The following is a 23717-nucleotide window of genomic DNA, read 5'->3' on the forward strand; positions in this document are numbered from 1 at the left end:
CACCTCACCAGACGCCAACGCCCCCAACCCGGCACCGAACTCACCCACATCGGCACCCAACACCACAGCCCGGTTCTCGAACGCCGTACGCGTCGCCACCAACGACCACGCCACATCCACCGGCCGCACACCCTCGCCATCAGACGCCAGGAACGACGCCAGGCTCCCCGCCTGACCAGCCAGCGCGTCCCCACCGCGGCCCGACACCACCCACGGCACCACACCACCAGCCGCAAACACAGGCGCCGAACCCTCTACGACGGACTCACCCCCCGACACACCCGGCGCCTCCTCCAGCACCACATGCGCATTCGTCCCGCCCATCCCGAAGGCACTCACACCGGCGATGAGGGGCGCATCGGGGCGGGGCCAGGGGCCTACGGTGTCCTGGACCCGCAGGCGGAGAGCGTCAAGAGGGATGTCGGGATTGGGGGTCTCGAAGTTGAGGCTGGGCGGGAGTTCGCGGTGCTGGAGCGCGAGCACCGCCTTGACCAGGCCGGCGATTCCCGCCGCGCCCTCCAGGTGGCCCACGTTGGTCTTCACCGAGCCGACGTGAACGGGCTCGTCGGGTGCCCTTCCGGCCCCCAGAACCGCGCCGAGGGCGGCCGCCTCGACCGGGTCTCCGACAGGCGTACCGGTGCCATGGAGTTCGACGTACTGGATGTCATGTGGCGCCGCGCCCGCGTTGCGCAGGGCGCGGCGGATGACTTCTTCCTGGGCGCGCGGGTCAGGGGCGGTGAGGGTGTCACCGCCCCCGTCGTTGTTGATGGCGCTGCCGCGGATGACGGCGCGCACGGGGTCGCCGTCGGCGAGGGCCCGGTCGAGCGGCTTCAGTACGACGAGGCCGCCGCCCTCGCCTCGGACGTAACCATTGGCGCGGGCGTCGAAGGTGTAGCAGCGGCCGTCGGGCGAGAGCGCGCCGAAACGGTGGGGGTACAGGCTGCTCTCGGGGGCCAGTTGCAGGTTGACGCCACCGGCGATGGCGATGTCGCTGTCGCCGGTGCGCAGGCTCTCGCATGCGAGGTGGAGGGCGACGAGGGAGGACGACTGTGCCGAGTCGAGGGTGAGGCTCGGGCCGCGCAGGCCGAGGAGGTAGGAGAGGCGGTTGGCAATCAGGGCGCGGTGGGTGCCGGTGAAGGACTGATGCGTGACGCTCTCCGGGCCGAGCCCGTGCAGCAGCGTGGCGTAGTCGTCGTGGGCGGCACCGACGAACACGCCGGTACTGGTGCCTTCGAGCTGGTCGGGGACGATGCGGGAGTCCTCGAGGGCCTCCCATGCAAGTTCGAGGACGAGGCGCTGCTGGGGGTCCATGGTGTCGGCTTCGCGCGGCGAGATGCCGAAGAAGCCGGCGTCGAAACCGTCCACTTCGTCGAGGTAGCCGCCCCAGAGCGGGGCGCCGTCTTCGGGCGAGCCGTCCTCGGACGCACCGGCAAGTCGCAGTCGGGCGGACGGAGTTGGACGCACGGCACTGTCCCCGGCGCGGAGCAGCCGCCAGAGGGCGTCGGGGGTCGAGGCGCCGGGCAGACGGCAGGCCAGGCCGATGACGGCGATGGCACGCCGGGGCGCGGCGTTGAGCCCGTACCGTGTGCGTTCTGACTCGCTCATTCCACTCCACCCGCTTGTTGGCCCGGTCCGCATGGGATGCAGACACCAGGTATGGCGTGTGTACGACATGCGTACGTGCCCGCGTCGTTGACGGCCCGCACCAGCCGGTGAGGGAGGGTTACTGAACGCGGGCCGTCGGGCTCCCCACGCTAGGCGCGCATGGACTAGGGCGCCCCCTAGATTCACGTGGGGCCGGGGAGTGCAGGGGCCCTGTCCTCGGCCGCTGTCCCGGGAAATGCCCAGACATGGCGCGCAGGACAGCTTGAGGTGTTGCGCTCGTCCGGGTTCTCCCCATGAATGAGCGCATCACCACTGAGGGAGCGGCGCCGATGCGTCCGGCGTACGTTTATGGCGCCTTGACCGTTCCGCAGGAGACGGAGGCACTTCATGATGAGCGCGGAGCTCGCGGACATGCGCGATGCCCTGATCAAGCTGCGCGGCAGCCTCGAGTCGCTGCGGCGGGCCGAGGGCGATTCACCGTACGTCCGCAGGCTGATGAACGACCTCGACCGGTTGCAGTTGGACATGGAGGACGTCTCAGGAGCGAGGCTCCCTCGGGCGGCGATGGCCGGGGGGACGAGTGCGCAGAAGGTCGTTCCGGTCAAGGACGGCCCGTACCATCACCTGCCCTGGCAGGACGCGGACGACGAGGGGATCGGGGGTCACCGCCGCTGAGGGTGTGGATGCGGTGCCTCGGTGACTGCCACCGGGGCCCGCCGTCGCAGTGCAATGGAGAACGCCGGGTTCCCCAAAGTGTGCTGAGGGGAACCCGGCGTCGGCGTCGAACGCGGCAAGCTCACTTCACGAAGTCGGGCATGGCACGGGGCGGCCAGCTGCCGACGGTGAGGACACCCATCGAGTAGGCGCGGGAGACCAGCGCGGCGCGGTTGGGGGCCTTGAAGCGACGCAGCATCAGTCCGACGTGGTATTCGACGCCTTGGCGGCTGAGGTAGAGCCGCGAGGCGAGTTGGATGGTCGACGCACCGGTGGCGACGCCCTCCAGTATGCGGGCGTCAAGGGCCGTGAGCATCGGTGTCGGCTTGGCCGGCCGCTCTGTGGCTTCGGCCGTTTCGTCGTCCGGGCTCATCAGTACGACGACACCCGAGAGGTCATCTCCCTCTCCCTTGACGGCTATACCGGTGATCTCGGCCGAGAAGACCCGATCGTGGCCGTGCATGGCGACCACGCGCTCGACGAAGCGGCTGCCATGGCCGTTCGAGAGATGGGTGAAGTGCTTCGGCAGGATGTTGCGGGCGCTCGGGTGCAGTACGTCGTAGATACTGCGTCCGCAGATCTCCGTGGACGACCGGGCCACATGACGGAAGAAGTCGGCGTTGGCCGCTTCTATTTTGAGGCCGGGGTCCAGGCTCGCCATGCAGGTGACATGGTGCGGGGCGCTCGGCCGTCGGTCTCCACGGCGGGTGTTGCGCGGGAATTCCTGAAGGCCACTGACCATTGCCGGCCTGTCGGCTTGCGGGAGCATGGAAGTCCTCTCCTGGGCGTCACACCGAACATTCACTTAAACAGGGGAGCCGGAGCGGAAAGGCCATTGCAAGAATTATCCCTTTCGTTTTTCTGCTCCGCTGTCGGCGACAGTAGGTTGGGCCGCGCGCCGGAGTCAACGATGACCTGGGCCTACGGGGGAAATACTGCGGTACCCCCGTACGGCGGGTTCGGTCATCGCGCGTAGCGCTGGTTCGGTGGGTGGGGTTGGTACGGTCACTCGTGCACCGGCCGCGAGAGATGCACACCCGCGTGCCCATGTCTCGGCGAGATGCCCGGCGTGTGTCGCGCACGCGCAGGAGACGGCCGGATCAAGGCTCCGGCCTGCCGCCCTCAGCGCACACACCTTGTCTGTAACCTGAGCGTCCACATGCGGAAACGTCAGTCACACCGTCTCGCGAGGCGCGATTACAACGATCCGATAACGAAGCGCACTTCATGGTTTGATCATGAAAAAAGCGAGTTTGAAGCGCCGACTCCTCCGCCCTCCCCTTCGCACGGAGGACCGCTCCCTCCCCATCCTGTCCAGACAGGTGACATGACTTCCCGCTCACCTCGGCACTCATTCAGGTCAATGGGAAACCGTGTTCCCCCTTGGAAACTCGGAAATAGAGGGTGCTCCGGCACACCCATTCCGAAATGCACCTCATACTGATTCGAAGCGGCTCCGGCGGCGCCGCCATGAGAAGTGCAACCGCGATGGCAACGGTCTTGCCCCTGCGCGGTTCGTCCCATTGGCTTCCGGCGGAGTTTCCGGCCGAGTCGGCCATCGATGCGGTGACCTGCCGACGGCGGAGACGGGCTCAGCGGCATGCACCGACTGCCTGGTGCTCCCACCACCTGGCGGCGCCGGACGAGCGCGAAGGCGCAACGCACTCACCTCGTACGACGGACACCACTGGCCTACAACATATGAGCCCCATCCCGCACGTGACGGGATGGGGCTCATATCCGAGCGCCGGGCAGGCCTTGCACCTGCATCTCCCCGCAGGAAGCGGGGCGTCTTTCCTTGGACCACCAACGCACTACCGGCTACCGGTAGTTCCGGCGACCAGCGCAAGATCCAGTGTAGCGCATGCCCAGCGCCCCCCCGGTGGCCTCGATGCCGGGCCTTGCCGACCGGGTGACCGCCCTGCGCCGCCAACTGACCGGGCCTCGCGCGAGAGCTCGTTGATCACAAGCCGCAGCCTGCGGCTGAGCTCGCGCAGCCGAGCGCCGTCCAGATCCCGGTTCGCCGTGGCGGGAGAATCATGGAGCTGAACGGTCCCCGCCGTCCTTGTGGACAGGTACGCGGCACTGACCCAGCAGGTCCACAGCACGCGCGAGGACCTCGGGTGTCGCCGTGAACGGCAGCCGCAGATGGTGGGCCAGGGTCGCGCGGTCGGCGGCGAACAGGGGGCCCGGGGTCAGTGCCAGTCCGCGCCGGGCGGCGCATGCCGCCAGGTCTGTCGCCGTCGTCGCAGGGCCGAGATGCAGCCAGAGCGACAGGCCGCCCGCCGGCACGACGTACGTCCATCCGGTTCCGATGAGGAGCCTGGCGAGGTGGTCGCGCTGGGAGCGCAGGCGCTGTCGACGGTCGGCAAGCACGGCGTCCAGTCCGTCGCCCAGCAGCTCGGCCGCGATCACCTGCTCCAGCGGCGGGGGCGACAGCTGGGCCTGCAGCGGATTACGCCGCAGCTCGCTCACGAGGTGCGCACTCGTCCGGATCCAGCCGACCCGCAGCCCGCTCCAAAGGATCTTGCTCGCCGAGCCGATCTGGATGACACCCGGCCCCGACAGATGCCGCTCGGTACCGGCCGGCGTCCTGAGATCGAGGTCGCGCATCGTCTCGTCGACGACGACGGTGACCGTGTGTCGGCGGGCCAGTTCGGCGACCTGCCGGCGGACCGGATCGGCCATGTGCGCGCCGGTCGGGTTGTGGAAGTCCGGTATGGCGTAGACGAGTTTGGGACGTCCTCGGCGCAACGCGTCCGCCAGATGCTCGATGTCCCAGCCGTCCGCCGTAACGGGGATGGGCAGCAGCCTCGCCCGGCGGCGGCGCAGTACCGACAGCACGCCCGGATAGGTCGGGCTCTCCACGGCGACTGCTGCTCCACGGTCCGTGTGGAGGTGGTCGAGGAGCAGGGTGAACGCCGCCAGCGCGCCCGAGGTGACCAGGATCTGTTCGGGCCGGGTGGGCAGGCCGGTACCGGTGTAGCGGTCGGCCAGGAGTTCGCGCAGGCGCGGCAGCCCCTCCGTGGCGACGCCGGAGTCGACGAGCAGGGATGCACTGCGTCCGACGGCCCTGTCGAGGGCGGCGAGGTAGGCCTCGTGGGGTGCGGCGGTGACGGCGAGAGTGAGGTCGAGGTCCGCCTCGGCGGCCCCGCCCCGGTCCAGGGACCACGGTGTGGTGCGCTCGGTGAGCCGGGCGGGCAGGCGTACGACACTGCCGCTGCCGTGTCGCGTGTGCAGCCAGCCGTCGCCCCGCAGCAGGCTCAGCGCGGCGACGACGGTGCCGCGGCTGATCCCCAGGGCGCGGGAGAGCTCGCGTTCGGACGGTATCCGTGTCCCGGCCGGCAGCCGACCGTCGATCACCCCCTCGCGTACCGCAGCTGCGAGCGCCCCGGCCAGCGGTCCATCCCGGTCGCGCCAGGCGCCGAGGCCTGCGAGAAAGCCCGTCGCCGGGTGTCCGGGGCCCGTGCCGATGTCTCTGTCCACCGGTCCAGTTTCCTGCAACAGGACCAGTCGTCCAATGGCAAGCCCCTCCTACGCTCCCCCCATGCACTCCACACTCGCCGAAGACCTCTCCCGGATCCCCGAACTCCTCCAGTCCGCCCGCGACTTCGCCGCCCGGGAAGTGACCGGACTGGCCGAGCGGACGGTCGTCCACCTGGGCAAAGCGCCCGACCGTGATCCCATGCCGGCGGAGGGCGCCGGTGCCGAAGGGGCGCTGGCGCGGTTCGCCGAGCGGTGGGCGCCGGGGTTCTCGGGATCGGCGGGCCCGCGGTACCTCGGATTCGTCACCGGTGGAGCGACACCTGCCTCCGTCGCGGGGGACTGGCTGACGGCCACATACGACCAGAACGGCTCCGGGGCGGCCGGTTCCTGGGCAACCGCGCTGGAACGGGAGACGGTGGGCTGGCTGCGCGAGCTGTTCGGGCTGGGCGAGGCGCACGCCGGAGCGTTCGTCACCGGCGCCACGGTGTCGAACACGGTCGGACTGGCCATCGCCCGCGAGTGGCTGGGCGAGCGCCTCGGTGTGGACGTGTCGCGGGACGGTGCCGCCGCACTCGGCCCGGTCGACGTCCTCTCCGGCAGTCCGCACTCCAGCGTCACCAAGGCGCTGTCCGTCCTCGGCATCGGCCGCAACCGGCTTCGCCACATACCCGTACTCCCCGGAAACCGTGAAGCCGTCGACGTGACCGCGCTCGACGCCGCTCTGACGGAGCTGGACGGACGGCCGTCGATCGTCGTGGCGAACGCGGGCACCGTGAACACGGTCGACTTCGACGACCTGCAGGCAATCGCCGCGCTGAAGGAGCGGCATGACTTCTGGCTGCACGTGGATGCCGCGTTCGGCGGCTTCGCCGCCCTCTCCCCCGCATACGCACACCTTGTCGACGGACTGGACGCCGCCGACTCGGTCTGCGTCGACCTGCACAAATGGCTCAACGTCCCCTACGACGCCGCCGTCCAGTTCACCCGCCGCCGCGACCTGCAGATCGCGGTCTTCCACAACGCCTCGCCCTACCTGGGCCTGCCCAGCGGCGAACCCGACTTCCTCCACCTCACTCCGGAGAACTCCCGGCGGCTGCGCGCCCTGCCGGCCTGGTTCTCCCTGATGGCCTACGGTCACGCCGGGCACCGCGAGATCATCGAACGCAACGTCGCCCTGGCGCACCGGCTCGGGTCGGGTATCGCTGATCTGCCGGGGCTGCGGCTGCTCGCGCCGGTGCGGCTCAATGTCGTCTGCTTCACCCTCGCCGACGAGCCCACCAAGGAACGCGTCGACGCACTGGCCGAGGCAGTTGCCACCTCCGGAGAGGCCTTCCTCACGCCGACGGTGTACGGCGGGGTGCCCGCACTGCGGGCGGCGTTCAGCAACTGGCGTACCAGCGAGGCGGATACGGAGCGGGTGCTCGGCGTCCTGGCATCGGCCACGATCCCGAGGTGAACGAAGCCACGACTCTCCAGCGCCCCCTGCATCACCGGTTTGGCAGGTGATGCGAACGGTGCAAGCCAGGGAACAACACGCCGCCTCTCCCCACGGCATTCAGGAACGCCCAGCAGGCTGGGATCGCCGGGGACATCATCGCGCTGCTGGACGACCTGAAGATCGAGAAGAGGCTGCCTGCCGTGCGGCCTCTCAGCAGGTCGTCTGGTGCTCCAGCCCGCGGACATAACGAGCCCATTGCTCGCCGTCCAGCCCCTGACCGGCCCGGGTGCAGGCCAGGTCGAGAGCGTGCGTGCGCGCGTCGTTGAGCTCCGCAAGGCTGTTCACGTTGACGGTGCCGTCCAAGGAGGCGGTCAGCAGCGTCCTGTCATCGGCGCTGATCGCCACGGACGTGACCGCATCGGTGTGGTGGCTGCCGACCACGCCGAGGTCGTAGGGGTGGACCGGGTCCGTGACGTCCCAGAGGATCGAGGTCTGGTCGGCGCTGCCGGACACCAGTGTGTGGCCGTCAGGGCCGAAGGCCAGTCCGAGGACCCAGCTGCTGTGTTGGACGAGCGGCGGGCCGAGATGGTGCGGCTCGGCCGGGTCGGTGATGTCCCAGAGGATGATGCTGGAGTCCAGGCTGCCGGTTGCCAGGGTGTGACCGTCGGGACTGAAGGCCACGGAGGAAACCCAGTTGGTGTGGCCGGCGAGTGGCTTGCCCAGTTGGTGCGGCGTGGCCAGGTTGTCGATGTCCCACAGTCTGGCCGTACCGTCCCAGCTCCCGGTGGCCAGGGTGTGTCCGTCGGGACTGAATGCGACCGCGTCCACACCTCCGCGGTGGCCCGTGAGCGGCTTGCCGATCTGCCGGGGACGGGACGGGTCTGATGTGTCCCAGAGCGTGATCGCGGAGTCCCCGCCGGCGGTGGCGAGGGTATGCCCCACGGGGCTGAAGGCCAGCGCGTCGACTCCGCCGTTGTTGGCGGTGAACTGCTCGATCTTCCGGAGATGGTGCAGGTCGCCGGCGTCCCAGAGGATCACGGTCCGGTCCAGACTGCCGCTGGCCAGTATGCGACCGTCGTGACTGAACGCCATCCCGAACACCCTGTTGGCATGGCGCCCTGTCTTGGGTGTGATCCCTCTGGGATGCTTCGGATCGGTCAGGTCCCAAAGGGTCACCTTGCCGTCCGCTCCACCAGTGGCCGCCGCACGGCCGTCCGGGCGGAGTGCCATGGACTGCACACCGGCGGAGCTGCCTTCGAGGCGGGCGGAGAGCGGAACGATTCCGTTGGCGGCCTTGCTTTGCCACAGGATCACCGTGTTGTCGGCGCTCCCGGTGGCAAGCAGGGTGCCCTGCGGGGCGAACGCCACTGCGTGGGTCCAGTTGGACGCCCCGGCGATGGAACTGGCCGTCATGCGGGGAGCGGCCGGATCCGAGGTGTTCCACACGGTCGTGTAATGGTCGGCGAGTGCAATGTCGATCTGGCGTCGGAATACTTCCAGTGCCTTCACCGGGGCATCTCCGGCAGAGATCTGGCTCATCCAGGTGGGGTGGCTCGGATCACCGGCGTTCCAGAGGTCGGCCTTCCCATCTCCGCCGCCGACGACGAGCGTACGACCGTCGGGAGCGAAGCCGAGGGCGGTCACTCCTCCTGAGTGGCTGATCGGGCTCTTCAACCGCCGGGGGTGCGCGCGATCGGTCACGTCCCACAGAACCGCGGTGCCGTTGGCGCTGCCCGTCACAAGCACGTGCCCATCGGGCCTGAACGCCATGGACGACAGGTCCCCGTTCTGGGCTGTCAGGGGCTGTCCGAGCAGGTGAGCGTGTTGGGGGTCGCTGGTGTCCCACAGCCGGACTGTGCCGTCCGCCGCACCGGCCGCCAGCGTGCGCCCGTCCGGCGCGAAGCCCATCGTGTGGATATTGGCCGGGCCGGTCAACGTCTCGCTGAGACGGCGCGGTTGTCGGGGGGAACTCACGTCCCACATCTGTACGGTGTGCCCTGTCTGGTCGCCGCCGCCGGCTGCGAGGAGACGCCCATCGGGGCTGAACGCCACTGTGAACACTCCGTAGCTGGGGCCCGGCAGCCGATCGAGCTCATGGGGGTGCTGGGGGGAGCTGGTGTCCCACAGGATGATGGTGCCGTCCTGGCTTGCGGTGGCCAGCGTCCGCCCGCCGGGCCCGAAGGCGACACCGACCACCGTGGCGGTGTGTTTCGACAAGGTGCCGGCATAGGGCGTGAACAGGCTGCTGAGGAGGTTCGCGGTCGTCGCGGGACTGTGGTCCAGCCGGTCGGCCGCGATACCGAGCTGCAATGCCAGCCGCGGGTCGTTGGGTCGGGTGGAGTCCGCGTCGCGCACCAACGCCTCTGCGACCGCGGCACGTTGTTCTCTCTGCGCGTCTCTGCGGCCCTTCACGGCGAACCCGGTCGCCACCAGTGACGCCACCAGCAAAAGGGCCAGCGTGACGACGGTGCCCGTCCGCAAGCGGCGGCGTCGCCGGTCGGCTCGTATGCTGGCGGCGAAGAACTCGGCCGCCAGCCTTCCAAGTTGGCTGCCGTTCTGACCCGGATCGCCGAACTGGTCGCGGACCAGTTCCAGTTGGCTTCCGCGATAGAGACCACTCGGGTCGCGCCCGTCTCTCTCCCAGGACTCGGCCGCGTCCAGGAGCTTCTGCTGAACCAGCAGGCCGGCGCGGCTGGTGTCGATCCAGCCGCGCAGTCGGTGCCACGCGCGCAGCAGCGCCTCGTGGGCGATCTGGGCGCTGCCGCCGTCAAGGGTGATCAAGCGTGCGCCGGCCAGCGCGTCGCGGGCAGCGGCGATGGCGGCGGCTTCGTCCGGCGGCCGTTGGGCCAGCAGGTCGGTGAGATCGAGCCGTCGACGGGTGTCCTCTGTGCTCTCGCTGATCCGGACCATGCGGAGCAGCATCAGCTTGGCGGCTCGCCGGGCGTCCGGGGTCAGGCTGTCGTAGGTGAGATCGGCCTGTTGGGTGACCGCGTCCCAGATCCCGCCGGTTGCGCCGTACCCGGCAAGGGTCAGGGTCCGGCCCTCGCGGCAGCCCCAGGTCAGCCAGAGGGCGTAGGACAGCAGCGGGAGGGCGCCGCCGGCGAACTCGCGGTCGGCGCGCAGGTCACGCAGCAGCGTGTCGGCCAGACCCGCCTCCAGGTTCAGCCCGGCCACTTCGGCGGGTTTCTCGATCGCCTCGCGGAGCTGCTCCGGTGTCATGGGCTCGATCGGGAACTGACGGTGCTTCAGCACGCCGACCAGCTCGGGATACGCCAGACAGGACGCATAGAAATCCGCACGGATTCCGAGCACGACCAGGGCCGGTGCGCTGATGGCAGCTTCGTCGCTCGCCGCGGCCGAGCAGATCGCCGCGATGAAGCGCCGCCGCTCGTCCTCGTCCTGGCAAGCGGTGAACACTTCCTCGAACTGGTCCACCACGAGCAGCAACCGGCCGCCCGGTACGTCCTGCCCACCTCCCTGCCGGCGTAACGCACGACGCATCAGATCGGCCGAGCGGGTCGGGTCCCCACGCAGCTCGGCGGCCAGCTCGGCTTTCGAGTATCCGGTCGGGCCGGCCAGTTGGCCGGCCAAGCTGTCGAGCGGATGTTCGCCGGGGGTGAGGATGAACTGCGGCCAGGTACCGGCCCCGGGCAGTGGGAGCTCGCCACGCTTGACGGCGGGAAGCAAGCCCGCACGCAGCAGCGAGGACTTTCCTGCGCCGGACAGCCCCACCAGCGCGACCGGACCACCGTCCTGCGACCATGCGGCCAGCTGCGTGAGCAGCTCGGCGGTGACCTGGGCTCGGCCGAAGAAGAACCTGGCGTCGTCGGCGGTGAACGGATCGAGGCCCGGATACGGGCAGACCTGTTCGTCAAGTTCCTCTGAAGGCACATGGGTTGCCGACGGAGTGTGCAGAGGTGCGGCAACCGGGTTGGCCGCCAGCACCAGGTCACCGGCCCTGCCACTGAGGTGGCGCTCCGGTGCGGGCAGGTGCCGGAGCGGCAGGACACGGCGCAGATGCCGGTAGGCGCCCTCAATGGTGAGCCCCGGTGGGCCGCCCGGGTCCCCCTCGCGCAGGAAGCGCAGCAGCTCCCCGGTGAATGCCGTGTACGGCTCGTCCGGCATTGCCAGCGCCTGTTCGTCCCGCGAGGCCGAAGCAAGCACGTAGCTGCCGCTGAGCGAGGCCAGCGCGAACGCATCAGACGCGGCAGTACCGAAGGAGCCGCGGGCGCGCCCGGCGAAGCAACAATCCAGCACCACGATGATCGAGCGCGCCCGGCAGTTGCTCAGGGCGTCGCGCACTGCCTGGTACGGCAGCGCCTTGAAGGCCAGTCCCTCGGTCAGGTCATCCGTCGCGGCCGTGGCCAGGTAGAGCTCGTTGCCGAGACTCACCAAGCCGTGGCCGACGTAGTAGAGCAGCAAGACGTCCTCGGCCTGCTTGGCGGCCGCGACGACGGCGTTGCCGAACTCGATCGGGTCTCTCGGATCGAGGAGCGGCGGGAGAAGGTTCTCCGGCCGAAGCCCGCAGGTGTCGACAAGGTTTCGGCCGAGCTCCTGGACGGTGGCCGACACCGCGGGCACGTCCGGCAGTTGAGAACCGGGCAGGTGACGTCCGGTGCCAATGAGCAGGGCGCGGGATCCGGGCGAGCCGAGCCCGGATCCCAGGGACGCGCCGGACGGGTCAGCCGGCGTCACCGGTTTCCCGATCGCCGACGGGGTGGAGGGAACGGGACAGTTCAGCCGTGATCCGCCGTGCTTCCGTCGCGTCCAGGCCGCTGACATTGGTGGCGCTGAACTCCGTCGATGTCCCGTCCGGCCGGACCACCTTGACCGAGACGTTGCCGGTACGCCGACGCAGCCAGGAGATCAGCACGCTAGCGACAGCCGTCGCCACGCCCCCGGGCCCGAGCGCGACGGTCAGTGCCTCCACGGCTGAGCCCAGTGCACCCTGCTCCGGCGGAGGCAACTCCAGCCGCACCAGGCCGCGCAACTCGTCCTCGGCGACCAGCCAGTCACGCAGCGAACGAAGCTCGTCGGCAGACCGATCGCCGACGACCTCGACCACTACCCGCTCGTCCACTCAGGTCTCCTGTCACTCCGCCCACAATCTTGACCATCCTGGCAGAGGGACTGGCTGCCAGAGGGGCGATTGGAGTCAGTGGTAACTGTTCTCCTCACAGGCAGGTGCGTACCAGTCACTCGTCGGGGTTGGGTTGTGGGCAAGGACTGGTTCTCTTCCAGCGCCACCTCAATGCCCTTGGCGCCCGCTCCGGACCTGCCGCGGGGCACTGCCCGGTGTCAGACCGCGGCCTTCGAGGGCGCCGGCAGCCGGGCCGGGTCGAAGGCGGTGGCGGCGAGGGTTCCGTCGGCCGTGATCAGGCCGAAGACCGGGTAGCCGGTGATGTCGAAGGCCTCACCGAGCGGTCCGTCGCCCGGCTCGACCACGACGTGTGCGACCTCGGACAGGGCCGCCACCTGCTCACGGGCCTCCTCCTCGGTGCCGTGCACTACGGCGAGGACGCTGCGACCGGTCTCGCGGGCGGTGGTGCGCGCCTGCTCCACGAAGAGCGGCAGCCGTTCCTTGCAGGCCCGGCAGTCGGGCGAGAAGAAGCCGAGCATGGTCTCGCCGAGGCTCTCGCGAGTGATCCGCTCACCGGCGGTGGTGACGGCGGAGAAAGCGGGGGCGGCGGAGCCGGCCGGGATGATCAGTCCTTCCGCCACCCGGTCGGCCTTCTCGGCGGCCTGGGCGCGGAGTTTGCGTATGACGCCGAAGGTGAGCAGCAGGTTCAGCAGACAGAGCACGGCGATAAGGGCGACTGCGGTGACCAGAAAGGGCATGGGTGACTCCGAGGTCTCGTGTCATCGTGAGGCGGGGTGTCCGCCGATTCGTGATCGCGACATGCGTGGCGGGCGGCGACCTGAAGGGGTACGGCGCGCGCCCGGTGCAGCGGCTGCGACTTGTGCGTCGCGGTGGCCGCCGCGGTGTTCCATGAGACATCAACCACCTTGGGCATCAGGGCGGTTGTCGCCTACGGGGCGGATCTGCGGACCCGTCCCGAGGTGCGTGGGGCGCCGTCGTCGAACAGCGTGCCCAGCTCGTCCGTGAAGATCACGAGCAGGGCGCCCACCAGCGCGCCGAACGCCGCGATCAGCACGCCCGCCGCCCGGGTCGGTGCCGACGTCCCCGCGAGCCCGGCGGCCAGACCGAACGCGGCGAGGGCGAGCAGCACGCTGTTCCGGACGACGTGGCGGCGGCCGATCGGCGCGGTCGAAGCACCGAAGCAGGCGCAGGACGCCTTGGTTCCGCTGCGGAGCGTGCGGACGATTCCCATGGTGAACGCGGCGAGCAGCAGCAGCGTCAGGACGAAGCCGGGCGCGCCGCCCGGCCCCAGGGCGAGCAGCACCACTGCGGCGCACTCCCCCGCGACCACGGCCACCGCCACGAGACGGCTCAGACGGGCCGGAACGCCCATGGAGCGGGCGGATTCCTGGAAGCCGTGGAAGGCCGCGGCGTTGCGGAGCTTTCCGGTTGCGGATGCCGCGAACACGATGCCGACGAGGAGTCGTACGGCAAGCAAGGCATAAGCCACGAGCAGCTCTCACCCCCCATGAGACGACTGTGCCAGAGGCAATGTAGTCCCAAGTCGACATGAGCAACAGTGGTCACTGGTCGCCCAGCCTTCCATAGAGAAACCGGAAGCAATCCGTCAACTTCCGTACTCTTGCGCTCAATTGGCATCACGACATAACTTCTGCCCCGGCCGGACTCACCCATGGTCCGGTCTTCACCCCGACGAGGAGGTCCACGATGACCCGTGTGATCGGCACGATGGGCGACAAGCTGCTGGGCATGCTGCTGAAGGAGGACCGGGCCGGCGCCTGCGTCCCGGAGCACGGCAGTTTCTGCAAGTGCGTGAACCATGTCCGGTACGTTTACAGCTGCAACGGCCCCTGCGTGAAGGACGGCAGCTGCTGACCCACGCCCATCCCACGCCATCCCGTCGCGTAACCAGGAGGTAGTCATGAGGCGAATGATCGGCACGATGGGCGACCGGCTGCTGCGGCTCGTACTCAACGAGCAGCACGCGGGGGCCTGCGTCCCCGAGGTGGGACAGCTCTGCTACTGCAAGGGCGGACACCAGTACCGGTACGCCTGTAACGGCGTGTGCACCAAGCGCTCCAACACGTGTTGATGACGCACTCGGATGCATCTGTTGGTTCCCCGGAGGCGGCTTCGCCTCCGGGGAACCGGCTCCGGGCCCGCGCCGTCTGGGCCGCGGTCGCCCTCCAGTTCCGCGCCACGCCCGGCGGCGCCTCCCTGCTGTTCGGCGTGACCGTGGGAGTCGGGGTGACGCCCGCCGCCACCGCGTGGCTCGCCAAGCTGCTCTTCGACGAACTCGGCCGCGGTGCACAGGCCGACGCGCGGCACGCCGTCAGCCTCGGCATCGCCACGGCGGCGCTCGGCGCGCTCTCCGCCGTCCTTCTGCAACTGGCTGGATATCTGGACGAGTTGGTGCGCAGAAGGCTCGTCGTCGAAGTCGAACGGACCCTGTTCGCCAAGGTCGACGAGTTCCACGGTCTGAAGCGGTTCGAGGATCCCGCGTTCCACGACCGGCTGCGGCTCGCCCAGCAGGCCTCGGAGGACGCACCGCACAACATCACCATGTTCACTCAGGAGGCCGTGCGTTCGGTGGCCGCGATCAGCGGCTTCACGGGCGCCCTGCTCGCCGTCTGGCCCCCGATGGTGGGCCTGCTGTTCATGGTCGGTGCCGCCGCACTGCTGGCCCGGCTCTCGCTGGCCCGCCGCCAGGTGGTGGTCTGGGAGCTGACCTCGGCCAGGCTGCGCCGGCACCTTTTCTACCGCTCGCTGCTGACCGACCCCCGCGCCGCCAAGGAGATCCGGCTGTTCGGCCTCGGCGGCTTTCTGCACGGCCGGCTGGTCCGCGCACTGAGCGACGCCACCGAGGCCGAACTCGCGGTGGCCCGGCGTGGGGCCCTGGTGCAGTCGGGTTTCGCCGCGCTCAACGCCCTGGTCGCCGGGCTCGGTACGGTCGTCGTGGTCGCGGGCGCGGCCCACGGCAGATTCACGGTCGGCGACGTGACTCTGTTCATCGCCGCCGCCGCGGGAGTGCAGGGCGCGTTCACCGGGATCGTGCTGCAGGCCGGAACGGCCGCGGAGGGCGTCCGGCTCTTCGGCCACTATCTCGATCTGCTCGACACCCCGGACGACCTGACCCGGGGCGAGGCCCCCGCGCCGCCGCTCACCGGGCGAATCGAACTGCGGGATGTCTGGTTCCGCTACGACACGTCCGGCCCGTGGGTCCTGCGCGGGGTGAACCTGACCGTCCCGGCGGGCACCGCAATGGGCCTGGTGGGCCGCAACGGCGCAGGCAAGAGCACCCTCATCAAGCTGCTCTGCCGGTTCTACGACCCAGAGCGCGGCGCGATCCTCTGGGACGGCGCCGACATCAGGACCATGGACGTGGCCGAGCTGCGCCGCCGGATCGGCGTCACCTTCCAGGACTACATGACGTACGACCTGTCGGCGGCCGAGAACATCGGCATCGGCGATCTGCCGCACCGCGAGGACCTGGAACGGATCCGCGCCGCCGCGGCGCTTGCCGGCATCGACAAGACCCTGCGGAACCTCCCCGACGGGTACGAGACCCAGCTCAGCCGGGTCCACCTCGACGAGGAGGGCGGCACCCCAGGGGTCACCCTCTCCGGCGGCCAGTGGCAACGGGTCGCGCTGGCCCGCTCGCTGATGCGCGGCGACTCCAATCTGCTGATCCTGGACGAGCCCAGCTCGGGCCTGGACCCGGAGGCCGAGCACGAGGTGCACCGCACCCTCAGCCACCACCGCCGGGGACGGACCGCGCTGCTGGTCTCACATCGACTCGGCGCCCTGCGCGAGGCGGACTCCATCGCCGTACTGGTGGACGGCAGGATCGCCGAACTCGGCTCCCACGACGAGCTGATGGCCGTGAGCGACGGGCACTACGCCCGGCTGTTCGGCCTGCAGGCCGCGGGTTATACCAAGAGCGGCGAACGGGCGAGGACCACGGAGGCGGCCACATGAGCCGCGAGGAACAGAAGGCGGTCGCATGAGCCGCCAGGAACGGAAGGCGGCCACATGAGTCGCCTGGAACGGAAGGCGGTCGCATGACGGGGGCCGGGCGGACGACGGCGGCGTTGGCAGTGGGGGCGGGCGTGCTGCTCCTTTCCGTACGCGTACTGCGTTCACGCATCGCGCTCATCAGGGTCACCGGGTCGAGCATGGCCCCGGCCTTCGCGGACGGCGACCGGCTGCTGGTCCGCCGCACCACGCGCGTGCGGCACGGCGACGCGGTGGTCTTCCGCAACCCCTTCCCCTTCGGCGACGGGGACGACCCCCTGGCCTGGCTTGTCAAGCGGGTTGCCGCCCTGCCCGGCGATCCGGTGCCGCCCGACGTGCGCGACATCGTCGGGGCGCCGGACGGCGGACTGGTGCCGTCCGGTTCACTGGTCGTCCGTGGCGACGCCGCCCGCACCCAGGATTCCCGCCACTTCGGCTATGTCCCCGAGTCGTCGCTGCTCGGCGTGGTGCTCACCCGTCCGAATGCCCCCGGCCGGAGCCGCGTCCGACCGTTCCCGAACCCGGCCGACTGACTCTGGCGGAAGTTGATCTGGTCGAAGGTGCCCATCGCGGGCCAGGCGTCCTTGTCGCCGAAGGCGATCGGGACCAGCCCGTCCTCCTTCATCTGCTTGCACAGGGCCACGAGCTCGTCCCAGGTGGTGGGGACCTTGTAGCCGTGCTCGTCGTGGCACTTCCGGCGCCCGCACAGGCTTTCGTAGTTTCTGTGACCAACGGGCCTCCCTGGGGTCTCCTCTTACGTACGGCCAAGCAGGAGTCGGTGGAAGGAGCACGACGATGATGGAGTCAGCGGCGGACGGGGAACTGGTGACGGCGGCGCGCGACGGAGTGCCGGAAGCGCTGGATGAGCTGGTGACCCGGTATTTGCCGCTCGTCTACAACATCGTCGGACGTGCCTTGTTGGGACGCGCCGATGTGGACGACGTCGTGCAGGAGACGATGCTGCGCGTGGTCCGGGGCCTGTCCGGACTCCGGGACGAGCAGGCGTTCCGGTCCTGGCTGGTCGCGGTGACCATGAACCAGATACGGGACTACCGTCAGACGCGTGGCGCACCCCTGTGCGACCTGGACGAGCTCACGGCAGTCGCCGACCCTGGTGCGGACTTCGCGGACCTGACGCTGACCGAGCTGGGCCTGTCCGGGCAACGGCGGGAGACCGCGGAGGCGACCCGTTGGCTGGACGAGGACGACCAGGAGCTGCTTTCGCTGTGGTGGCTGGTCGCTGCCGGACACCTGACCCGGACCGAACTGGCGGGCGCGCTCGGTCTGGACTCCCACCATGTGACGGTCCGGGTGAGCCGGATGAAAGCACAGCTGGAGACCGCACGACTGGTGGTGCGCGCGCTCGCCGCCGACCCTCGCTGCGCCGAACTGACCCGGACCATCCACCTGTGGGACGACCGGCCGAGCACGCTGTGGCGCAAGCGCGTGGCCCGCCACCTGCGCGAGTGCATGTACTGCGGCGGTCTGGGCGCGGATCTGGTCCCCGCGGAGCGCCTGTTGGTGAACCTCGCCCTGGTCCCGCTGCCGCTGGGCTTCACGGCGCTCGTCCTGGCGCGCATTGCGGGCCAGGCGACACCCGCCCCTGCGGCATACGCGATGCCCGCGTCTCACGCGCCGAAGGAAACCGGGCCAGTATCCCGCGGACGCACCCGTGGTCCCAGGCACCGCGCCAGGCGATCGCTCGCAGATTTCACCGGTAAGCCGCTGTTGACGGCCGCCGCGGTCACGGCCACCGTCACGGCGGCGGTGGGCATCGGGGCGTTCGCCTCGGGACCGGACAGCGGGCGTTCGACGGTCGGCCAGCAACGCCTCGACGACACAGGCGAGACCAGCGGTACCCCGACGCCGAAGGCGGCGGCAACCGCGTCGGTGGCCAGGACAACGCCGCCGAAGCCCTCACCGAGCAAGACCCGCACGCATACCGCTTCCCCCGCGCACCCGACCCGGAGCCCCTCCCCCACCCCCCACACCGCGGCTGCTCACGCGCAGACGGCGCCCACATCCGGCTCCGACCCGGAGGCTGCGGCAGCCGCGCAGGTCCTCGCCGTCATCAACCAGGCTCGTGCGGCCCAGAACCTGGCACCGCTCCAGCCGCTGAGCGGTCTGGAGTCGAGCGCGGGAGCACACAACCAGACCATGGCCTCGGGCTGCGGCCTGGAGCACCAGTGCCCGGGCGAAGCCTCCTTCGGCGACCGGGAGCACGCAGCCGGCGTCTCCTTCGGGTCCGCCGGCGAAAACATAGGCACCGGCGGACCCATAGCCCACACGACGGCAGCCCTCACCGACATGGCCGTGGGAATCACCAAGTCCATGCTCGCCGAGCAGCCGCCCAACGACGGCCACCGCAAGAACATCCTCAACCCGGGCTTCCACCACATAGGTATCAAGGTGCTGCACGACGCATCAGGCACGCTCTGGATGACTCAGGACTTCTCCGACTGAGGGGGCTTCGGCTCTACCTGCCCCCGGCCCACGCCGCCGGAAGGTCGCGTTGTCCAGTGCCTTGCCGCTGCGCAGTCAGTCGTCCGCGATTCCATGCAGCGCCTGCTCGTCGGGGGACACACGGGAGTCGTCGAAGCGGTAGGTGAGTTGGTCGATCACCGCGACCACGCCGTCGATCTGCCTGGTCATGGAGACGGCGATCTCCGTGTCGCTCTTGCCGTCCAACCGGCCGGTGAGGGTGACCACGCCCTCGACCACGAAGACGTCGACGGACCTGGGCGTCAGCCTCAGCGTGCGGACCAGTACTTCCTCGATCACCTCGTCGCGGATCTCCGTGTCGGGCCGCAGGAAGACCTGGAGCAGGTCACGGCGGGTGACGATGCCGACGAGACGGTCCTCCTCGTCCAGCACGGGCAGCCGTTCCACGTGCCGTTGAACCATGATCCGCGCGGCCATGGCGATGGTCTCGTCGGCGTGCACGGTGACGGGCGGTTCGGTCATCAGCTGACCGGCGGTGAAGGCCCTGGACTTGGCGGCCTGCCTCGGGGCCCTTGGCATCAACTCGGCGAACGTGAAGTGGTGTTTCGGCTCGTCCGCGTCGAGGGCTTCCGACTGCCGGGCCATCAGGTCCGTCTCGGAGATGACGCCGATGACCTTCTCATCGTTGTCGACGACCGGCAGTCCGCTGATCCGGTGGTCCGCCAGCAGCCGCGCGACTTCCTTGAACGTGGTGCCGTACTCCGCTCGGACGACCTCCGAGGTCATCACGGAGCCCACCTTGTTGTGCTTCATGGCCGTTCCCTCCTCAGCGGAGTCGGCGCAGATACGGGTCCTGGGGCTCGCGCGGCAGCAGACGGACGCGTGCGTCGAGCACGGTGACTCCGCCCGGTGCCGCAAGGACGGGGTTGAAGTCGGCCTCGGCAAGCTGCGGCAGGTCGCTCGCCATGCGGGACACCCGCAGGAGCAGTTGTTCCAGGTCTTCGAGGTCGACGGGCCCGGCACCGTGCGCGCCGAACAGGAGCGGAGCACAGCGCGGGGCCGTGATCAAGTCGTGGACGTCGTGGTCGGTGAGCGGGGATAGCCGGGCCGCATGGTCGGCGAGCACCTCGGTCGCGGTACCGCCGAGCCCGAAGAGCACGAGCGGTCCGAAGACCTGGTCCTGGACGACGCCGGCGAACAGTTCGGTGCCGCGCGCGGCGAGCGGCTGGACGACCACACCGGTCATCAGTCCCGCGAACCGCGTCTCGAAGTCCCGGAAGGCTGCCCGTACTTGCGCGTCGCCCTGGAGGTCGAGGTGGACGGCGTGCTGTTCGCTCTTGTGCAGCAGGCCCGGCCAGTGGGCCTTCATGACGACCCGGCCGTCGGGGCCGCGCAGTCGTTGGGCCGCGATGACGGCGTCCTCCTCGGTCTCGGCCCAGGACCACGGGAGTTGTGGGATGCCGTAGCAGGTCAGGAGGTCGGCGCAGGTACGCGGTTCGAGCCAGCCGCCGTCCGGGTGTGCGGCAAGACAGGCCTCGGCGATCTCCTGGGCATGCCGGGTGTCGACTCCGTCGAGGTCCGGGACGGTGCCCAGGGGCCGGTCGAGCCAGGCGGCGCGGCGGGCGGCATGGGCCAGCGCCCTTGCGGCCGACTGCGGGTCGGCATACGAAGGAACGGATCCGCCGGCGGTGGCGGGCAGCAGCTTCACCGGCAGGTCCTGTTCGAGGCGTACGGCAACGACCGGTCGTGCCCGGTGCGCGAGGCCGTTGGTGAGGGCGCGGATGAGGTCTTCGCCGGTCGCCGCGGCGAGCGCCGTAGGTACAAGGGCCACCAGCACGGCGTCGATGTCGGGGGACCGCAGGAGCCGGTCAAGGGCGTCCTGGAGCTGGTCTTCGGAGACGGCGGCGGTGGTGTCGACAGGGTTCCCCACGACGGCACCCAAGGGCAGCACGGCGAGCAGGTCGTCCACCACCTCGGGGGCGAGCGACGGGAGGGCCAGGCCCGCCTCCACGCAGGCGTCGGCCGCCAGGACCCCGACACCGCCCGCATTGGCGACGATCGCGACACGCGTACCGGCCGGCAGCGGCTGGGAGTGCATCAGGGCGGCCGTTTCGAGCAGTTCTCCCACCGAGCGGGTGGCGGTGATGCCGGCCTGGGTGAACAACGCCTGCCGGGTCATGGTGCGGGTGGCGGCGGCCGCGGTGTGCGAGGCCGCGGCTCGACGGCCCGCCTCGGTACGGCCGGCGTCGACGGTCAGCACGGGCATACGACGGGTCACACGCCGGGCCGTGCGGGAGAACGCCCTCGGGCTGCCGAAGGACTCCAGGTGCAGCAGGGCGAGGTCGGTGCGGCCGTCGCTCTCCCACCACTGGAGCATGTCGTTGCCACTGACGTCGTACTTGTCGCCGAGGGACGCGAAGGACGAGACGCCGATGCCGAGCCGGGACAGCCCGTCGAGCAGCGCGATCCCCACACCGCCGGACTGCACGGCGACCCCCGCGGTGCCGGGGCGCGGATGGTCGGCGGCGAAGGTGGCGTCCAGGCACAGCTCCGGGTCGGTGTTGGAGATGCCCAGGCAGTTGGGTCCGACGAGCCGCATGCCGTGCGTGCGGCACGCGCCCAGCAGCGCCTGGGCCTGGCTACGGTCGAGGCCCGCGGTGACGACGAGGAGGGCCCGTACGCCGGCCTTGCCGCACTCCTCGGCAGTGGCGGGGACCACCGCGGCGGGCACCGCGACGACCACGAGGTCCGGTGTCAGGGGCAGGGCACTGACCGAGGGGTGGCAGGGGACGCCGAGGACCGAGTTGACGCTGGGGTTCACGGCGAACAGGCGGCGGGTGAAGCCGCCCGCCTTCAGATGGTGCAGGATCGCCCGGCCCACGGAGCCGGGCTTGCGTCCGGCGCCCACGACGGCGACCACGTTCGGGCGCAGCAGCGGCTCCAGGCTGGCCACATCGGCGGCCCGGCCGCGTTCCTCCACCGCCGAGAGGTAGGTGTCGTCGGCGTCGAGCGCGATGGTGCAGCGCACCTCCGGGCCCTCGAAGTGGCGCGCGGTGCGCAGGCCGAGGTCGGCGAAGAGCCGGAGCACGTCGCGGTTCTCGCTCAGCGCGTCGGCGGTGAAGGTGGTGATGCCCCTGGCCCGGGCCGCCGAGACCAGGTGCTCGACGAGGAGGGTGCCGACGCCCCGGTGGTGCAGCGTGTCGGCAACCGCGATGGACATCTCTGCCGCGTCTCCGTCTCCCCCGGTGTCGTACTCGGCGAGACCGATCACGTGGCCCTGTGTCTCGGCCAGGAGCGCCCGATATCCGGGACGCGCCGGGGCGCACGCGCGGTCGGCCGCCATGGCGGCGGATCGCGGGCTCACCGCGAAGAACCGCAGCCGGAGGTTCTCCGGGGACATCTCCTCGTAGAACCTCTGCAGCTGCTCGTGATCCCCGGGCCGCACGGGACGGACGCGCACGGTGGTGCCGTCCGCGAGCAGCGCGTGGACCGGGGGGCGGCTGAGCGTGCCGTCCGTCATCACGGACCTCCTCGAAGCCAGTCGATGCTTCGAGCATCCGGCGGACCGGGAGGTGATCACATGGGCTGTCCGGGGACATGGAGGGGGCCGGTCGGCCCTGAAATCGGCCCACGGCCATGTCGGGTACCTGATCGTTGCGATGAGCAACTGCTCCCGCTCTACGGGGGAGGGAAGGAAGCCCCCTTCACTTCCCAGCTGCCAGAAGGCGAGAGCCCCGCTCGCAGGACGGCGGGCGAGCGGATTGGTGACGACCTTCCGGGCGAGGGGCGGGGCCGGGCAGCACTCCGTCGGGCAGGTCCGCCGGCCCCCCGCGCAGGAGGCAGGAGGTAGCCATCCGTCCCGCGTGTCGTGGACGGTGCGCTCGCCCCGCGGAACCGACGCCCGGGACCACCGCGCTCGCTCACGCCGAGACGGCGTACCGCGCGGCGGTCCGCACCGCCGCCGAGCACGCCACTTCCCGCACCGCGGCCGAACTCATCGCCGCGGAGGCCGAACGGACCCGCCAACGGGTGCGCGCCCTGCGCCGGCACTGGATTCTCCGCCTCACGCGCGAGCCGGCCGCCGTGGAACTGGCTCTGGAGGAGGGGGAGCACGAGGAGGCGGTACGGCGGCGCTGGGCCGCCTCGTCCCGCAACCGGGCACGGAACCGAGTACGGAGCCGGCCGGTCCGGCACTCCGCACATCTCAGCGAGGCGGCACCGTCGCCCCGTCCACCGTGTCGTCCCGGTCGAAGTCGAGCCGGTTGACGACCTCCACGACGCCGTCGACCCCCTCGCACAACTGCACAGTGACAGGGAGCAGACTCTTGCGCTCCACTCTGCCGCTCAGTGTGACCCTGCCGTCGGTGACCTCGACCGTCAGCGACGAGGGTGGCATGCCCAGCGTCCGGACGATGACATCCTCGAGGATCTCCTCCTGGATCGCACGATCCTGACGGAGGAACAGTTGCACCAGGTCGCTACGGCTGATCACGCCGGTCAGGCGGCCGTCGCCGTCCACCACGGGCAGGCGTTTGACCTTCCGCCTCTCCATCGTCCGCGCGGCCCGGACCACGTTCCACCCCGGCTCCGCGACCACGGCGGGGCTCGTCATCAGTTCCCCGGCGGTGCTCCCGACGCCGACGGACGTGTGCTTGCGCAGCAGGTCCGCCTCGGACACCACCCCGACGGGCCGGCCACCGTCGTCGACCACCGGGACGGCGGTGATGTCGTACTCGTCCAGGATGCGTGCGATCTCCTTGAACGTCGTGCCCGGCCGCACGCTCACGGCGTTGGGTGTCATCAGTTCGCCCACGCTGCGGTGCGTCATCGCTCGGCGCCTCCTTCCCGTGGCCCCTGGGGCAGCACCTCTGATCAGTGTCGGCCAGGTGGCAGGATGGCGCGCCGTGTGGCGGGGAG

18 protein-coding genes and 1 pseudogene are annotated in these 23717 nt (G+C 70.1%); 8 read left to right on the forward strand and 11 right to left on the reverse strand.

What is annotated here, in order from left to right; all coding sequences use genetic code 11:
• Positions 1-1605, reverse strand: a 1605-nt coding sequence (locus ABT186_RS27345) for a type I polyketide synthase (RefSeq protein ID WP_351927305.1), incomplete at its 3' end; no start/stop codon positions are given.
• 387 nt (positions 1606-1992) lie between these two features.
• Between ABT186_RS27345 and ABT186_RS27350 the strand changes: the two genes are divergently transcribed.
• Complete coding sequence (locus ABT186_RS27350; RefSeq protein ID WP_351235594.1) at positions 1993-2280, forward strand: Rv0250c family protein; 288 nt, start codon at positions 1993-1995, stop codon at positions 2278-2280.
• Between the two features lie 121 nt (positions 2281-2401).
• Here the strand turns inward: ABT186_RS27350 and ABT186_RS27355 are convergent, their stop codons facing one another.
• Positions 2402-2980, reverse strand: coding sequence for a LuxR C-terminal-related transcriptional regulator (locus ABT186_RS27355; RefSeq protein ID WP_351927307.1), 579 nt, complete (start codon positions 2978-2980; stop codon positions 2402-2404).
• Between the two features lie 1376 nt (positions 2981-4356).
• Positions 4357-5805: an aminotransferase-like domain-containing protein gene (locus ABT186_RS27360; protein ID WP_351235596.1), complete on the reverse strand. Its 1449-nt coding sequence runs from the start codon at positions 5803-5805 to the stop codon at positions 4357-4359.
• Between the two features lie 61 nt (positions 5806-5866).
• Here ABT186_RS27360 and ABT186_RS27365 point away from each other — a divergent pair, with 61 nt between their 5' ends.
• Entirely contained in the window at positions 5867-7261 is a 1395-nt protein-coding gene (locus tag ABT186_RS27365; RefSeq protein WP_351235597.1) for a pyridoxal phosphate-dependent decarboxylase family protein, read from the forward strand.
• Between the two features lie 192 nt (positions 7262-7453).
• Here ABT186_RS27365 and ABT186_RS27370 read toward each other — a convergent pair whose 3' ends face one another.
• From ABT186_RS27370 to ABT186_RS27385, 4 genes are all read right to left on the reverse strand, one after another.
• A complete protein-coding gene (locus tag ABT186_RS27370) occupies positions 7454-11938 on the reverse strand; it encodes a caspase, EACC1-associated type (RefSeq protein ID WP_351927309.1) in 4485 nt (1494 codons plus the stop codon).
• Positions 11925-12323 (reverse strand): effector-associated constant component EACC1, encoded by a 399-nt coding sequence (locus ABT186_RS27375; RefSeq protein WP_351235601.1) that lies wholly within the window; start codon positions 12321-12323, stop codon positions 11925-11927. Before ABT186_RS27375 ends, ABT186_RS27370 begins: the two co-directional genes overlap by 14 nt.
• A gap of 218 nt (positions 12324-12541) precedes the next feature.
• On the reverse strand, positions 12542-13081 hold the full coding sequence (locus tag ABT186_RS27380; RefSeq protein WP_351235603.1) for a TlpA family protein disulfide reductase: 540 nt from the start codon (positions 13079-13081) through the stop codon (positions 12542-12544).
• 191 nt (positions 13082-13272) lie between these two features.
• Positions 13273-13833: a MauE/DoxX family redox-associated membrane protein gene (locus tag ABT186_RS27385; protein ID WP_351927311.1), complete on the reverse strand. Its 561-nt coding sequence runs from the start codon at positions 13831-13833 to the stop codon at positions 13273-13275.
• Positions 13834-14051: 218 nt separating this feature from the next.
• Here ABT186_RS27385 and ABT186_RS27390 point away from each other — a divergent pair, with 218 nt between their 5' ends.
• The 4 genes from ABT186_RS27390 (at position 14052) to ABT186_RS27405 (ending at position 16891) form a co-directional block, all read left to right on the forward strand.
• The gene (locus ABT186_RS27390) at positions 14052-14219 is read left to right on the forward strand and encodes a hypothetical protein (protein ID WP_351235607.1); all 168 of its coding nucleotides are present in this window, start codon (positions 14052-14054) and stop codon (positions 14217-14219) included.
• 46 nt (positions 14220-14265) lie between these two features.
• Positions 14266-14436 (forward strand): hypothetical protein, encoded by a 171-nt coding sequence (locus ABT186_RS27395; RefSeq protein ID WP_351235609.1) that lies wholly within the window; start codon positions 14266-14268, stop codon positions 14434-14436.
• Positions 14436-16322: an ABC transporter ATP-binding protein gene (locus tag ABT186_RS27400; protein ID WP_351927313.1), complete on the forward strand. Its 1887-nt coding sequence runs from the start codon at positions 14436-14438 to the stop codon at positions 16320-16322. Before ABT186_RS27395 ends, ABT186_RS27400 begins: the two co-directional genes overlap by 1 nt.
• Positions 16323-16405: 83 nt before the next feature.
• The gene (locus tag ABT186_RS27405; protein WP_351230655.1) at positions 16406-16891 is read left to right on the forward strand and encodes a S26 family signal peptidase; all 486 of its coding nucleotides are present in this window, start codon (positions 16406-16408) and stop codon (positions 16889-16891) included.
• A 5-nt stretch (positions 16892-16896) separates the two neighbouring features.
• Here the strand turns inward: ABT186_RS27405 and ABT186_RS27410 are convergent.
• A pseudogene (locus ABT186_RS27410) lies at positions 16897-17040 on the reverse strand (carbohydrate ABC transporter substrate-binding protein); the annotation flags it as partial.
• A gap of 113 nt (positions 17041-17153) precedes the next feature.
• Between ABT186_RS27410 and ABT186_RS27415 the strand changes: the two are divergent.
• Positions 17154-18821, forward strand: coding sequence for a sigma-70 family RNA polymerase sigma factor (locus tag ABT186_RS27415; RefSeq protein WP_351927315.1), 1668 nt, complete (start codon positions 17154-17156; stop codon positions 18819-18821).
• A gap of 75 nt (positions 18822-18896) precedes the next feature.
• On the opposite strand, the gene ABT186_RS27420 is transcribed toward ABT186_RS27415, so the two are convergent.
• Together ABT186_RS27420 and ABT186_RS27425 are read right to left on the reverse strand one after the other, a co-directional pair.
• Positions 18897-19613: a CBS domain-containing protein gene (locus ABT186_RS27420; protein ID WP_351230651.1), complete on the reverse strand. Its 717-nt coding sequence runs from the start codon at positions 19611-19613 to the stop codon at positions 18897-18899.
• A 13-nt stretch (positions 19614-19626) separates the two neighbouring features.
• Positions 19627-22320, reverse strand: a complete 2694-nt coding sequence (locus ABT186_RS27425) for a bifunctional acetate--CoA ligase family protein/GNAT family N-acetyltransferase (protein WP_351927317.1) — start codon at positions 22318-22320, stop codon at positions 19627-19629.
• Positions 22321-22652: 332 nt separating this feature from the next.
• Here ABT186_RS27425 and ABT186_RS27430 point away from each other — a divergent pair, with 332 nt between their 5' ends.
• Positions 22653-23066 carry a V-type ATP synthase subunit D gene (locus ABT186_RS27430; RefSeq protein ID WP_351927347.1) on the forward strand — a complete coding sequence of 138 codons (414 nt, stop codon included), beginning with the start codon at positions 22653-22655 and terminating at the stop codon, positions 23064-23066.
• Here ABT186_RS27430 and ABT186_RS27435 read toward each other — a convergent pair.
• Positions 23005-23628, reverse strand: a complete 624-nt coding sequence (locus ABT186_RS27435; RefSeq protein ID WP_351230647.1) for a CBS domain-containing protein — start codon at positions 23626-23628, stop codon at positions 23005-23007. The genes ABT186_RS27430 and ABT186_RS27435 overlap by 62 nt on opposite strands.
• Between the last annotated feature and the right edge of the window lie 89 nt (positions 23629-23717).

Origin of the sequence: Streptomyces sp. NPDC001634 (assembly GCF_040298185.1) — a bacterium.
GTDB lineage: Bacteria > Actinomycetota > Actinomycetes > Streptomycetales > Streptomycetaceae > Streptomyces.